The 13,634-nt window shown below is 69.8% G+C and carries 11 protein-coding genes; 9 read left to right on the top strand and 2 right to left on the bottom strand.

The genetic code is table 11. From position 1 onward, the window contains the following. Window positions 1–7: 7 nt before the first annotated feature. Entirely contained in the window at window positions 8–1,321 is a 1,314-nt protein-coding gene (locus tag HCU73_RS16415) for a GH1 family beta-glucosidase (RefSeq protein WP_168624562.1), read from the bottom strand. Window positions 1,322–1,347: 26 nt separating this feature from the next. Further along, window positions 1,348–2,373 carry a substrate-binding domain-containing protein gene (locus tag HCU73_RS16410; protein WP_168624561.1) on the bottom strand — a complete coding sequence of 342 codons (1,026 nt, stop codon included), beginning with the start codon at window positions 2,371–2,373 and terminating at the stop codon, window positions 1,348–1,350. Between the two features lie 270 nt (window positions 2,374–2,643). Here HCU73_RS16410 and HCU73_RS16405 point away from each other — a divergent pair, with 270 nt between their 5' ends. The 9 genes from HCU73_RS16405 to HCU73_RS16365 all read left to right on the top strand — a co-directional run bounded on the left by HCU73_RS16405 (window position 2,644) and on the right by HCU73_RS16365 (window position 13,443). Then, window positions 2,644–4,002, top strand: a complete 1,359-nt coding sequence (locus HCU73_RS16405; protein ID WP_168624560.1) for an ABC transporter substrate-binding protein — start codon at window positions 2,644–2,646, stop codon at window positions 4,000–4,002. A gap of 128 nt (window positions 4,003–4,130) precedes the next feature. Further along, window positions 4,131–5,132 carry a carbohydrate ABC transporter permease gene (locus tag HCU73_RS16400; RefSeq protein WP_168624559.1) on the top strand — a complete coding sequence of 334 codons (1,002 nt, stop codon included), beginning with the start codon at window positions 4,131–4,133 and terminating at the stop codon, window positions 5,130–5,132. Between the two features lie 30 nt (window positions 5,133–5,162). After that, entirely contained in the window at window positions 5,163–6,338 is a 1,176-nt protein-coding gene (locus HCU73_RS16395) for a carbohydrate ABC transporter permease (RefSeq protein WP_168624558.1), read from the top strand. A 19-nt stretch (window positions 6,339–6,357) separates the two neighbouring features. Continuing rightward, on the top strand, window positions 6,358–8,022 hold the full coding sequence (locus tag HCU73_RS16390) for an alpha-glucosidase family protein (protein WP_168624557.1): 1,665 nt from the start codon (window positions 6,358–6,360) through the stop codon (window positions 8,020–8,022). A gap of 36 nt (window positions 8,023–8,058) precedes the next feature. Continuing rightward, entirely contained in the window at window positions 8,059–9,192 is a 1,134-nt protein-coding gene (locus HCU73_RS16385) for an ABC transporter ATP-binding protein (protein WP_168624556.1), read from the top strand. Between the two features lie 79 nt (window positions 9,193–9,271). Next, window positions 9,272–10,108, top strand: a complete 837-nt coding sequence (locus tag HCU73_RS16380; protein WP_168624555.1) for a YiiX/YebB-like N1pC/P60 family cysteine hydrolase — start codon at window positions 9,272–9,274, stop codon at window positions 10,106–10,108. Window positions 10,109–10,186: 78 nt separating this feature from the next. Further along, entirely contained in the window at window positions 10,187–11,992 is a 1,806-nt protein-coding gene (edd, locus tag HCU73_RS16375; RefSeq protein WP_168624554.1) for a phosphogluconate dehydratase, read from the top strand. A 61-nt stretch (window positions 11,993–12,053) separates the two neighbouring features. Then, window positions 12,054–12,695, top strand: a complete 642-nt coding sequence (eda, locus tag HCU73_RS16370) for a bifunctional 4-hydroxy-2-oxoglutarate aldolase/2-dehydro-3-deoxy-phosphogluconate aldolase (protein WP_168624553.1) — start codon at window positions 12,054–12,056, stop codon at window positions 12,693–12,695. Window positions 12,696–12,837: 142 nt separating this feature from the next. Continuing rightward, entirely contained in the window at window positions 12,838–13,443 is a 606-nt protein-coding gene (locus tag HCU73_RS16365) for an outer membrane protein (RefSeq protein ID WP_168624552.1), read from the top strand. Window positions 13,444–13,634 lie beyond the last annotated feature (191 nt).

Below are 13,634 nucleotides of genomic sequence, written 5' to 3'. Positions count from 1 at the left end.
AAGGTTGTCACGCGCGCCACCAGCGCGCGAGCGCCTGATAGGACGCTTTCGGGGTCCTTGCCAAGCTGTCGAAATCGACGTGGACGAGGCCGAAGCGCTTTTCGTAGCCGAGCGACCACTCGTAATTGTCCATCAGCGACCAGACGTAGTAGCCCGCGACCGGCGCGCCGGCGGCGATGGCCTCCTGCACGGCCCGCAGGTGCGACGTCAGGTAGTCGATGCGCGGCCCGTCGGGCGTGTTGTGGGTGTCGGGGTTCGCCATGCCGTTCTCGGTCACGAAGATCGGCAGGTCGCCGGAATATTCGCGCGCGTTGCGGATCAGGAAATCGCGCAGCCCGTCGGGGTAGATCTCCCAGCCCATCTGCGTCAGCGGCAGGCGCGTGGGCGCCTCGCCGGTGTGGGGCCAGGGGCCGTCGACGTGGCGGACGAGTTTTCTTGTATAATAATTCACCCCGAGCCAGTCGAGCGGCGCGCGGATGGTGGCGAAGTCGTCCTGCCAGCCCGTGGGCAGGTGGGGGCCGAGCCCCTCCAGCACCTCGGCCGGATAGGCGCCCTTGAACAGCCCGCCGAGGAAGAAGCGGTTGTAGATCGCGTCGTATCGGGTGGCCGCCGCCACGTCCTCGGGCGCGTCCGAGGCGGGCGTCGCCCACTCGAAGTTGCAGACCGCGCCGAGGTTGGACATGCCCAACGACCGCATCACCTCGATCGCGCGGCCGTGGCTGACCAGCACGTGGTGCATGGCCCGCGCGGTGGCGCGGATGTCGCGCAGGCCGGGCGCGTGAACGCCCTCGAAATGGCTCAGCCAGCCGACGCACCAGGGCTCGTTGATCGGGGCGGCCGACCAGACGCGGTCGCCGATCCGTCGCATGATGACCTCGGTGTAATCCGCGAACCAGTCGGGCATGTCGGCGTTGCGCCAGCCGCCCTTGTCGGCCAGCGCCTGCGGCAGTTCCCAGTGGTAGAGGGTGGCGGCGGGCTTCACGCCCCGCGCCAGCATCCCGTCCACCAGCCGGTCGTAGAAATCGAGGCCCTCGGCGTTGGGCTGGCCCGTGCCCTCGGGCAGCACGCGGGCCCAGCTGGTCGAGAAGCGGTAGACGTCGGCGCCGAGGTCGCGCACGAGGTCGAGGTCCTCGGCCCAGCGGTGGTAGTGGTCGCAGGCGGTCGCCCCGTCCTCGGCGCGCACCACGTTGCCGGGCGTCGCGGCGAAGCTGTCCCAGTGCGTGGGCCCCGCGCCGCCGAAGCGGTGGCCCTCGATCTGGTAGGACGAGGTGGCGACCCCGAAGAGGAACCCCTCGGGGAAATCGCGGCGGGTGAAGTCCATGGCGGCGTCCTTTGTGTGGCTGGGCCTCAGCGGGTCGGGCAGGGGCCGGTCGACTGGCCCACGGTCAGGTCGGTATCCCACAGCTCCTGGATCGGCGGGCGCTCGGGGTGGCGGATCAGCTCGATCAGGATCTCGGCGCAGCGCCGGCCGGCGGCGCGGATCGAGGACCGCGTGGCGGTGAAGGCTGGCCCGCCCACGTCGTTGTTCAGGTAGCTGAGTTCGTCGTCGTGGCAGATCACCGACAGGTCGCGCCCCAGCCGCAGGCCCCGCTCGCTGGCCGCGCGGCGGATGCCGATGGCGATGATGACCGACGAGGCGAGGAAGGCCGTGGGCGGCTCGGGTCCGTCCAGCATGGCCGAGGCGGTCAGGTAGCCGAAGCTTTCGGTCATCGCGTCGTCGGCCATGAGGTGCGGCAGGGGGGCGAGGCCGCGGGCGGCCAGCGCCTCCTCGAAGCCGCGGCGCCGGCGCTGCGCGAAGTCGAAGGCCTCCTGCCCGTTCAGGAGCGCGATGCGCCGGTGCCCGAGATCGAGCAGGAAGTCGGTCGCCCGGCGGAAGGCGCGGATGTTGGCGATGTCGAGCCAGCTGTAGCCGGTGGGGTCGCCGGTGCGGCCGTGGACGAGAAAGGGCAGGTCCAGCTCCTTCAGGAGCGCGATGCGCGGGTCGTCGGCCACGGGCGCCTGCACCATCACCCCGTCGACCGACCCGTTGGCGGCCAGTTGCCGGAACGCGCCCTCGGTGTCGCCGTCGGTGACCATCGACAGCAGCAGGTCATAGCCCTCGCGGGCGTAGACCTCACCCGCGCCGATCAGGAAATCGGCGAAGATCGGGTTCACCATCTCGGCCCGGCCGGTCAGCGGGATGACATGCCCGATGGTCATCGCCCGCCCCGTGGCCAGACGCCGCGCCCGGCTGTTGGGCGCGTAGTTCGCCGCCTTGGCCGCCGCCAGAACCCGCGCCCGCGTCTCCTCGCGCACCTCGGGATAGCCGTTGAGCGCACGGCTCACGGTTGTGGGGCTGAGGTTCAGCGAGTCGGCCAGTTCCTTGAGATTCATGGCAAAAGAACAGCCAAAGCGGTTTGAGTCCGGGTGAAGCTATCGTCGGTTGTCTGCGCTTGTCAAAGGTTCAAAAGTGCATCTGGTTTCTGCACCTGCGAAGGAACCCGCTTAATTTCCACGCCATTTCTTAAGTGGATTGACAGACTCGGCGGCTTTGCACAGGGTGTCCGCAACCCAAAGCGCTTTGGAAATGCCCCTCGGGGCCCCGTGTCGCTTGGGCAGACGACCCCGCCGGCATCAACGACCGGCTGTGATTGGGAGGACCACATGAAACACACGCTTTACGCGAGCGCCGCGGCGCTGGCGCTGTCCGCGGGCGGCGCGCTGGCCGATGCCCACATGCCCTTCGCCGAGGGCGAGGGCGCCTTCAACTGGGACAGCTATGCCGCCTTCGCCGAGTCCGCGCCGGACCTGTCTGGGCAGACGGTGACGGTCTCGGGCCCCTGGCTGTCGCCCGAGGCCGACCGCTTCGACATCCTGCTGAACTACTTCGAGGCCGCGACCGGCGCCGAGGCCAGCTACACCGGCTCGGACAGCTTCGAGCAGCAGATCGTGATCGACGTCGAGGCGGGCTCGGCCCCCAACATCGCCGTGTTCCCGCAGCCGGGCCTGGCCGCCGTGCTGGCCGGGCAGGGGCAGCTGACGCCACTGGGTGACGACATGGCCGCCTGGGTGGCCGAGAACTACGCCGCGGGCTCGTCCTGGGTGGATCTCGGCACCTATGCCAACGCGAGCGGCGAGGACGAGTTCTACGGCTTCTTCTTCAACGTGAACCTCAAGTCGCTGGTCTGGTACGTCCCCGAGAACTTCGAGGATGCGGGCTACGAGATCCCGACCACCATGGAGGAGCTGATCGCGCTGACCGAGCAGATCGCCGCCGACGGCGAGACGCCCTGGTGCATCGGCCTGGGCTCGGGTGCGGCCACCGGCTGGCCGGCCACCGACTGGGTCGAGGACATCATGCTCCGCACCCAGCCGCCCGAGGTCTACGACGGCTGGACGACCAACGAGATCCCGTTCAACGACCCCCGCGTCGTGAACGCGATCGAGATCTTCGGCTCCTTCGCCCGCAACGACGACTACGTCATGGGCGGCGCCGGCACGGTCGCCACCACCGATTTCCGCGACAGCCCCTCGGGCCTCTTCGCCTCGCCGCCAGGCTGCTACATGCACCGCCAGGCGTCGTTCATCCCGGCCTTCTTCCCCGATGGCACGGTCGTGGGGCAGGACGCCGACTTCTTCTACTTCCCCTCCTTCGAGGGCGAGGATCTCGGCAACCCGGTGCTCGGCGGCGGCACGCTGATGGCGGTCACCGATCCGTCGGACGCGACCATGGCCTTCATGCAGTTCCTGCAGACCCCCTTCGCGCATGAGATCATGATGGCGCAGGGCGGCTTCCTCACGCCGCATTCGGGCGTGAACCTCGAGGCCTACGCCTCGGCGGTCGAGGCCGGCCAGGGCGAGATCCTGCTGGGCGCGACCACCTTCCGCTTCGACGGCTCCGACCTGATGCCCGCGGGCGTGGGCGCCGGCAGCTTCTGGACCGGGATGGTCGATTATGTCGGCGGCGCCGACGCGCAGGCCGTGGCCGACGCGATCCAGGCCAGCTGGGACGCGCTGAACTGAGGCGGGTTTCCGCCCCGTGACATGACCAGGGGTCCGGCCGTGCGCGGCCGGACCCGTCCACCCCGGGTGGGGCAGGGCGGCCGCCGCAGGCCGCGGGCCCCGCCGCGCGCGCCTTGGGAGGGGTCGCCATGAATCCGGCATTGCAGGGATTGATCACCATCGTCGTCGGCGTCGGCGGCTGCGTGGCCTACTTCTACCTGTCGAACCAGTTCCTCGACCGCGTGCTGTTTCCGCCGCGCGGGCCGAACACCGGGCGCAACATCAACCGCGCCAACGCGATCCGGCCCTGGCTGTTCCTGTTCCCCGCGCTGTTCGCCCTCGGCCTCTACCTCGCCTACCCGGTGTTCGAGACGCTGCGCCTGTCGCTGACCGACCGCAGCGCCGGCGGCGCCTTCGTGGGGCTGGACAACTACAGCCGCATGGCCGCCGACCCGAAGTTCTGGGAAGCGGTGCGCAACAACTTCCTCTGGCTGCTGATCGTGCCCGCGGCCTCCACCGCCTTCGGGCTGCTGGCCGCCCAGCTGACCGACCGCATCAGCTGGGGCAACATCGCCAAGTCGCTGATCTTCATGCCGATGGCGATTTCCTTCGTCGGCGCCGCGGTGATCTTCAAGCTGGTCTACGACGCCCGCCCCGAGGACGTGGCGCAGATCGGCGTCCTGAACGCGATCTACCTGCAGCTCGGCGGCGAGAGCCCGATCACCTGGCTGACGGTGCCGTTCTGGAACAACATCTTCCTGATGGTCGTGCTGATCTGGATCCAGACCGGCTTTGCCATGGTGATCCTGTCCGCCGCGCTGCGCGGCATCCCCGAGGAGACCATCGAGGCCGCCATCGTCGACGGGGCGAACCCGTTCCAGATCTTCTTCAAGATCAAGGTGCCCCAGATCGCGGGCACCATCGTGGTGGTGTGGACCACCATCACCATCGTCGTGCTCAAGGTGTTCGACATCGTCTTTGCCATGACCAACGGGCAATGGGAGACGCAGGTGCTGGCCAACTACATGTACGACAAGCTGTTCCGCGCCAACGACTGGGGCGTGGGATCGGCCAGCGCCATGATCATCATGCTGCTGGTGACGCCGATCCTCGTCTGGAACGTCTACAACGCCCGGAAGGAGATGCGGTGATGGCCCGCGACCGTATGGGAGCATCGACTCATGGATAACATCGCCGGCAAGAAATCGGGCCTGACCTGGGCCGTCCACATCTCGGTCGCGGCGCTGGTGCTGCTGTGGATCTTCCCCACGCTGGGCCTGCTGGTGTCCTCCTTCCGCACCACCGACCAGATCCGGTCCTCGGGCTGGTGGGCGGCGCTGTTTCCCGCGGTGCAGAACGAGGTGTTCCGCACCGCCGACCCGGGCGAGTTCCGGGTGGAGCGCGACGGCGTATTCGTGGTCGAGGGCAACCTCTACGTCGTCGCCGGCCGCGCCGACACCGACGGGGACGTGGCCGCCGTGGTGCAGGCCTGGGGCACCTCGTCCCGCGCCATCGGCGCCTATGCCCCCGGCGAGACCGCCGACCTGGGCGACGGCGAGACCATGACGGTGGAGGCCAACGGCGATTACGTCTGGACCGGCAGCGACGACCAGCTGAGCGGCCGCGGCCAGCGCGTCTTCGTCACCGCCGAAAGCCCGCCGGAATTCACCTTCGACAACTACCAGACGGTGCTGTTCGACCCCGGCAACCGCGAGGGGATGGCCAAGGCCTTCTTCAACACCCTCACGGTGACGATCCCGGCCACCATCATCCCGATCCTGATCGCGGCCTTCGCGGCCTACGCGCTGGCCTGGATGGAGTTTCCCGGCCGGGCGCTGCTGGTCGCGGGGGTGGTGGCGCTCCTCGTGGTGCCGTTGCAGCTGGCGCTGATCCCGCTCCTGACGCTGCACAACGACATCGGCATCGGGAAGGGGTATCTCGGCGTCTGGCTTGCCCACACGGGCTTCGGCCTGCCGCTCGCGATCTACCTGTTGCGCAACTACATGGTCGGCCTGCCGCGCGAGATCATCGAATGCGCCAAGGTGGACGGGGCGACCGACTTCCAGATCTTCGTCAAGATCATCCTTCCCCTCAGCTTCCCCGCGCTGGCCAGCTTCGCCATCTTCCAGTTCCTCTGGACCTGGAACGACCTGCTGGTCGCCATGGTGTTCCTGATCGACAGCTCGGGCGAGACCACCGTGATGACCCGCCAGATCGTCGAACTGCTGGGCACCCGCGGCGGCGACTGGGAAATCCTTGCGACCTCGGCCTTCGTGTCCATCGCGGTGCCGCTGGTCGTGTTCTTCGCCATGCAACGCTACCTGGTCCGCGGCCTCCTGGCCGGATCGGTGAAATGACAAGGAAAGACCCGCATCCATGAACCTGATGCAGGACCTCAAGCGCGACGACATCCTCGCCGCCGACCGTGACTGGTGGCGGGGGGCGGTGATCTACCAGATCTACCCGCGCAGCTTCCAGGATTCGAACCATGACGGCGTGGGCGACCTCGCCGGCATCATCCACCGCCTGCCGCATGTGGCGGAACTGGGCGTGGACGCGATCTGGATCAGCCCGTTTTTCCGCTCGCCCATGCTGGATTTCGGCTACGACGTCAGCGACTACCGCGACGTCGACCCGATGTTCGGCAGCCTCGGCGATTTCGACGCGCTGATTTCCCGCGCGCACGAGCTGGGGCTGCGGGTTCTGATCGACCTGGTGCTCAGCCACACCTCGAACCAGCACCCCTGGTTCCACGAAAGCCAGACCAGCCGCGACAATCCCAAGGCCGACTGGTACGTCTGGGCCGACGCCAAGCCCGACGGAACGCCGCCGAACAACTGGCTGTCGATCTTCGGCGGCTCGGCCTGGGAATGGTCGGGCGACCGGATGCAGTATTACCTGCACAATTTCCTCAAGGAGCAGCCGGACCTGAACCTGCACAACGCGGAGGTGCAGGACGAGCTTCTGTCGGTCGCGCGCTTCTGGCTCGACCGGGGCGTCGACGGGTTCCGCCTCGACACCATCAACTTCTATTTCCACGACAAGGAGTTGCGCGACAACCCTGCGCTCGCGCCCGAGCGCCGCAACGCCACCATCGCGCCCGAGGTGAACCCCTACAACTGGCAGGAGCACCTCTACGACAAGAACCAGCCCGAGAACCTCGATTTCCTGCGCCGGTTCCGCGCGCTGCTGGATGAATACCCGGCCGCAACGGCGGTGGGCGAGGTGGGCGACGCGCAGCGCGGCATGGAGATCCAGGCCGAGTACACCTCGGGCGGGGACAAGGTGCACATGTGCTATTCCTTCGAGTTCCTGTCCGGCACCGCCCCCACGCCCGAGCGCGTGGCCGAGGTGCTGGCCACCTACGAGGACCAGATCGGCGACGGCTGGGCCTGCTGGGCGTTTTCCAACCACGACGTGGTCCGCCACGCCAGCCGCTGGAATCTGGGCGAGGAGGCGCGCCGCCTCTACGCCGCGCTTCTGCTGTCGCTCCGGGGCAGCGTGTGTCTCTACCAGGGCGAGGAGCTGGGCCTGACCGAAGCCTATGTCTCCTACGAGGATCTGCAGGACCCCTACGGCATCCGATTCTGGCCCAAGTTCAAGGGCCGCGACGGCTGCCGCACGCCGATCCCGTGGATCTCGGACAACCAGAACGGCGGCTTTTCCGACACCAAGCCCTGGCTGCCCATGGCGGTCGAGCACCTGACCCGCGCGGTCGGCAACCAGCTGTCGGACGAGGACAGCACGCTGCATTTCTACCGCCGCATGGTGCGGTTCCGGCAGGCCTGGGCGCCGCTGGTCAAGGGCAGCCTGCAGGACCTGCGCGCCGAGGACGGCGTGGTCAGCTTCGTGCGCGCCCATGACGGCCAGCGCCTGTTCTGCGCCTTCAACCTGACCAACATGGCGCAGCCCGTCACGCTGCCCGAGGGCGGCTGGCGGCAGGACAAGGGCGCGCCCTTCACGGCGATCGACGACGACAGCGGGCGGCAGGTGACGTTGCCGCCCTACCAGGCCTTTTTCGCCGCCGCCGAGGCGGCCTGAGGCCGGGCAGGGACCACGAGGGAGGAAACGGGGATCATGGCCGATCTGAAACTGACCGATGTCGAAAAGGTCTACGGCGGCACCGTCCGCGTGCTGAGCGACATCAATCTCGACATCAAGACCGGCGAGTTGATCGTGTTCGTCGGCCCCTCGGGCTGCGGCAAGTCCACGCTTCTGCGGATGATCGCGGGGCTGGAGCGGATCTCGGGCGGCACGCTGGAGATCGACGGGCAGGTGGTGAACGACGTGCCGCCCAGCCAGCGCGGCATCGCGATGGTGTTCCAGTCCTACGCGCTCTACCCGCACATGACGGTCTACGACAACATGGCCTTCTCCCTGCGCATCGCGGGGCTGGACAAGGCCACCATCGACAAGAAGGTGCGCGCCGCCGCCGACAAGCTGCAGCTGACCAACTTCCTCGACCGGCTGCCCAAGGCGCTGTCGGGCGGCCAGCGCCAGCGCGTCGCCATCGGGCGGTCGATCGTGCGCGACCCCAAGGTGTACCTGTTCGACGAGCCGCTCTCGAACCTCGACGCCGCCCTGCGCGTGGCGACCCGGATCGAGATCGCGCAACTCAAGGAACAGATGCCCGACTCGACCATGATCTACGTCACCCACGACCAGGTCGAGGCGATGACGCTGGCCTCCCGCATCGTGGTGCTGGCGGGCGGCGGCATCGCGCAGGTGGGCTCTCCGCTGGATCTCTACCAGCGCCCGAACTCCACCTTCGTGGCGCAGTTCATCGGCTCGCCCGCGATGAACTTGCTCAAGGGCCGCATCGTCGGCACCGGCGAGATCACCACGCTGGAACTGCCCGAGGGCAGCGGCCGCATCACCTCGCACTACCCCAGCCGCGACAGCGACATGGGCGCCGAGGTGCAGGTGGGCATCCGCCCCGAGGACATGGAAGCGACCGACGGCGACACCTACGCCTACCACGGCACGGTCGAGATCACCGAGGCGCTCGGCGAGGTGACGCTGCTGTATTTCAAGCGATCGGCGCCCGACCACCATCCGGTCATCGGCAAGCTGGCGGGCATCCACCAGGGCCTGCGCGGCTCCGACGTGCGGCTGACGGCCGATCCGGCCAACGTGCACGTGTTCCGCGACGGCATCTCGCTGCTCTACCGCGACGAGCCGGTGTTCCTGCCGGGCGTCCAGCCGCACTGAGACCCGCGCGCCACGGCGCCGCGTATCGCGCCGCGGCGCCATCTGCTAGGCTTGCATCGTGCCGGGGCAGGGGGCGGACATGCGCAACGCGATCTTCGGGCTCGCTCTGCTGGCGGCGGTGCCTGTGGGCTGCGCCGCGCCGGATCCGTCCGCCGTCGACCCCGCGCGGCCCTTGTCCGACTGCTGCCAGCGGGGCGTCGAACGCCTGCCTGACTGGCTTGTCGCGGTGGCCGACCGAAACACCGCCCTGACGCTCGAACTGGGCCTCGTGCAGTTCCGGCCCGGCCGCCTGACCGAACAGCCCGAGGCGATGGCGCTCCTGACCGGCGCGCTGCGGCCGCTCGACGTGCTCGCCTTCCATTCGCCCAACCGCATGTCCGGGCTGGTCCTGCCCGGCCTCTTCACCCATGCCGCGATCTACCTCGGCACCGAATCGCAGCTCAGGGATGCGGGCCTCTGGGACCACCCCGCGCTGCGGCCGCACCAGCCCGCCATCGCCGCGGGCGCGATCTACCTCGAGGCGGTGAACGGCGGCGTCCAGCTGCACGGCCCCGACATCGTGCTCGACACCGACGCCGTCGCCGTCCTCCGCCCCGCGCGCACCGACCGCGCCGCGGCGCTCGGCCGGGCGCTGGCGCGGATGGGCACGCCCTTCGACATGCGCTTCGACGCCACCGACCCCTCGGCCCTGTTCTGCGCCGAGCTGGTCGCGCTGACCTTCCCCGCCGCGCCGCTGCCGCGCACCGCGATCTACGGGCGCGAAACGATCCTGATCGACAGCCTCGTGGCCGGCGCCCTCGACGACACGCTGCCTTTCGGCTTCGTCGGCTTCGTCGAGGCGACGCCCGGCGGGGGTGCCCGCGCCCTGTCGCAAGACGACCTCGCCCGCCGCCTCCTGGCCGAGTGGCCGGCCTGATCGCGCCCCGCAAAGGGGGTGGCAATGTTAGCGCTAACACGGTAGAAGACGCCGAGGACTCGCAGCTTGGGGGCCGACATGGCACTGGATCACCGCATCGCCACCGTGACCGACCGGATCGTCGACCGTTCGCGCGCCGCGCGCGGCGTCTATCTCGACCGGATGCGCCGCCTCGCCGAGGACGGGCCGCGCCGCGCGCACCTGTCCTGCGGCAACCAGGCCCACGCCTATGCCGCGATGGGCGACGACAAGGACGCGCTGGTCGCCGCCCGCGCCCCGAACCTCGGCATCGTCACCGCCTACAACGACATGCTGAGCGCCCATCAGCCCTTCAAGGACTACCCCGACCGCATCAAGGCCGCCGCCCGCCGCGTCGGCGCCACCGCGCAGGTCGCGGGCGGGGTGCCGGCGATGTGCGACGGGGTCACGCAAGGCCAGGTGGGGATGGAACTCAGCCTCTTCTCCCGCGACGTGATCGCGCTGGCCACCGGCGTGGCGCTTTCCCACAACACCTTCGACGCCGCGCTTTACCTCGGCGTCTGCGACAAGATCGTCCCGGGCCTCGTCATCGCGGCGGCGACCTTCGGCTATCTCCCCGGCCTCTTCGTCCCCGCCGGCCCGATGGTCTCGGGCCTGCCCAACGACGAGAAATCCAGGGTCCGCCAGCAGTTCGCCGCGGGCGAGGTGGGCCGCGACAAGCTGATGGAGGCCGAGATGGCCTCCTACCACGGCCCCGGCACCTGCACCTTCTACGGCACCGCGAACTCCAACCAGATGCTGATGGAATTCATGGGCCTGCACCTGCCCGGCGCCAGCTTCGTCAACCCCGGCACCCCCCTGCGCGACGCGCTGACCGACGCCGCCACGGAACGGGCCGCGGCGATCACCGCGCTCGGCAACGCCTACACGCCGGTCTGCGACATCCTCGACGAGCGCGCGTTCGTGAACGGCATCGTGGGCCTGATGGCCACAGGCGGGTCCACCAACCTGGTGATCCACCTCGTCGCCATGGCGCGGGCGGCGGGCGTGATCCTCGACTGCGCGGATTTCGCCGACATCTCGGCCGCGACGCCCCTGATGGCGCGGGTCTACCCCAACGGGCTGGCCGACGTGAACCATTTCCACGCCGCGGGGGGCCTTGCCTTCCTGATCGGGGAACTGCTCGACGCGGGCCTCCTGCACCCCGACACCGTCACCGTGGCGGGGCAGGGGCTGTCGCTCTACGCGCAGGAACCCACGCTCCAGGGCGGCCGCCTGTCCTGGGCCGATGGCCCCCGCGCCAGCCTGAACGACCGCATCGTCCGCCCGGTCGCCGACGCCTTCCAGCCCCAGGGCGGGCTGGTGGAGCTGACCGGCAACCTCGGCCGCGGCGTCATGAAGGTCTCCGCCGTCGACCCCGCCCGCCACGTGATCGAGGCGCCGGCCGCCATCTTCCACGACCAGGCCGCGGTCAAGGCCGCGTTCCAGCGCGGCGAACTGAACCGCGACGTGGTCGTCGTCGTCCGCTTCCAGGGCCCCAAGGCGAACGGGATGCCGGAACTGCACGCGCTGACGCCGCTCCTGTCGGTGCTGCAGGACCGCGGCCACAAGGTCGCGCTGGTCACCGACGGCCGCATGTCGGGCGCGTCGGGCAAGGTTCCCGCCGCGATCCACGTCGCCCCCGAGGCGCTGGACGGCGGCCTGATCGCCAGGCTCGCCGATGGCGACCTCGTCCGCGTCGACGCCCGCGCGGGCCGGCTCGAGGTGCTCACCCCCGGCGTCGCCGACCGCGCGCCCGCCACGCCCGACCTGTCCGCCAACGCCCACGGCGTCGGCCGCGAGCTGTTCGAGATCTTCCGCCGCACCGCCGGCCCCGCGACCGAGGGCGCGGGGGTGGTGGTCTGACCGTCCCGTCTTCATCTTTCCGAAAATACGCACCGCCACGCCCGAGACCCGAGAGCCGCCGATGACCCCCAAGGAGCAATCCGCCGCCACCCGCGAGATCGCCGCCCGCGCGCCGATCATTCCCGTGCTCGTGATCGACGACCTCGCCCACGCCCGCCCGCTGGCCGAGGCGCTGGTCGCCGGTGGCCTGCCCGCGCTGGAGGTGACGCTGCGCACCCCCTGCGCGCTCGACGCGATCCGCGCCATGGCCGCGGTGCCGGGCGGCATCGTCGGGGCCGGCACGCTGCTGACACCCGAGGACGTGCGCGCCGCCAAGGCCGCCGGCGCCCGCTTCGGCGTGTCCCCGGGCGCCACGCCGCGCCTGATCGCCGCCTGCGCCGCCGAGGGCCTGCCGCTCCTGCCGGGCGCGGCCACCGCGACCGAGGTGATGGTGCTGTTCGAGCAGGGCTACGACATGCTCAAGTTCTTCCCCGCCGAGGCCGCCGGCGGCGCCCCCGCCCTCAAGGCCATCGGCGCGCCGATCCCGCAGGTCGCCTTCTGCCCCACGGGCGGCGTCACCCCGGCCAACGCGCCGGGCTACCTGTCGCTGCCCAACGTGGTCTGCGCCGGCGGCTCCTGGGTCGCGCCCAGGGACAGGCTGGCCGCCGGCGACTGGGCCGGCATCGAGGCGCTCGCCCGCGCCGCCGCGTCCCTGGGGCGCTGAACCGCCGCCCTCGACCGCCCGACCTGTTGCACGGCGGCGACAGCCCCGTCCTGTCCCGGCCCCTGACCATGGGGTGCGCTGGAAATGGTAGGCATGGCCCACTATCGTCGCGTGTGATCGTTCACATCGAGGAGGGTGCACCATGACCCGCACAGCCATCGCCATCGCCATTGCCGTCGCCTGCGGGCTGGCCTCGCCGGGTCTGGCCGGGGGCTACGAGGCGGCGCCCCAGCCCGCGCCGACCGCATCCGTGGCGCCGGTGCCCGCGGGGACAGACTGGACCGGCCCCTATCTCGGCCTGCAGATCGAGCGCGGCGATGCCACCATCCAGCCCGGTCCGCCCGACCCGAACTTCGACGGCATGTTCACGGGGATCTTCGGCGGGTATCGCCATGATTTCGGGTCCATCGTCGTCGGCGCCGAGTTGGACTTCGTCGCCGGGGAACTGACCTCCGGGTCGCCGGGCGGCGTCGACGATGTCCTGCGCTTCGGCCTCGAGGCGGGGGTCGATGCCGGGCAGGCCCTCGTCTACGCGACGGCAGGATGGGCGCGTGTCGGCCTGACCGACCCCGCGGGGTCCACCGACAACAACGGCCATTTCTACGGGATCGGGGTCGACTTCGCCGTCACCGACCGGATGACGGTCGGCCTCGAGGTGCTGCGGCACGAGTTCGACGAGGCGGGCAACCCGCCGCCGGTCACGGTCGAGATGACGACGATCGGCCTCAACGCCGCGATCCGGTTCTGACACCGCCGCGCGGGCGGGCCGGCAAGGCCCGCTCGGCTGACCCGGACCGGGGGGGGCACCGCGACCCTCGCGCGCTGCGGCGCCGGGGGCCGTGCCTTTCGTGCAACAAGCAAGCATCGGCAAGAAGCCGCGCATACAGGAAGGCGCGGGTCGTGCTATATGGGTATCAAAGGACGTGTTACGTCTCTTTT

This window comes from Roseicyclus persicicus (assembly GCF_012395815.1).
Taxonomy (GTDB): Bacteria; Pseudomonadota; Alphaproteobacteria; order Rhodobacterales; family Rhodobacteraceae; genus Roseicyclus; species Roseicyclus persicicus.
The sequence above is the reverse complement of the archived record's forward strand: the minus strand, read 5'-3'. Positions and strand labels throughout refer to the sequence as shown.

What these genes read in the sequence shown, in the direction of transcription:
- HCU73_RS16415 (WP_168624562.1), bottom strand. Translation starts at nt 1,321, where the DNA reads ATGGACTTCACCCGCCGCGATTTCCCCGAGGGGTTCCTCTTCGGGGTC.
- edd (WP_168624554.1), top strand. Translation starts at nt 10,187, where the DNA reads ATGGCACTGGATCACCGCATCGCCACCGTGACCGACCGGATCGTCGAC.
- HCU73_RS16390 (WP_168624557.1), top strand. Translation starts at nt 6,358, where the DNA reads ATGAACCTGATGCAGGACCTCAAGCGCGACGACATCCTCGCCGCCGAC.
- HCU73_RS16385 (WP_168624556.1), top strand. Translation starts at nt 8,059, where the DNA reads ATGGCCGATCTGAAACTGACCGATGTCGAAAAGGTCTACGGCGGCACC.
- HCU73_RS16410 (WP_168624561.1), bottom strand. Translation starts at nt 2,373, where the DNA reads ATGAATCTCAAGGAACTGGCCGACTCGCTGAACCTCAGCCCCACAACC.
- HCU73_RS16400 (WP_168624559.1), top strand. Translation starts at nt 4,131, where the DNA reads ATGAATCCGGCATTGCAGGGATTGATCACCATCGTCGTCGGCGTCGGC.
- HCU73_RS16395 (WP_168624558.1), top strand. Translation starts at nt 5,163, where the DNA reads ATGGATAACATCGCCGGCAAGAAATCGGGCCTGACCTGGGCCGTCCAC.
- HCU73_RS16380 (WP_168624555.1), top strand. Translation starts at nt 9,272, where the DNA reads ATGCGCAACGCGATCTTCGGGCTCGCTCTGCTGGCGGCGGTGCCTGTG.
- HCU73_RS16405 (WP_168624560.1), top strand. Translation starts at nt 2,644, where the DNA reads ATGAAACACACGCTTTACGCGAGCGCCGCGGCGCTGGCGCTGTCCGCG.
- eda (WP_168624553.1), top strand. Translation starts at nt 12,054, where the DNA reads ATGACCCCCAAGGAGCAATCCGCCGCCACCCGCGAGATCGCCGCCCGC.
- HCU73_RS16365 (WP_168624552.1), top strand. Translation starts at nt 12,838, where the DNA reads ATGACCCGCACAGCCATCGCCATCGCCATTGCCGTCGCCTGCGGGCTG.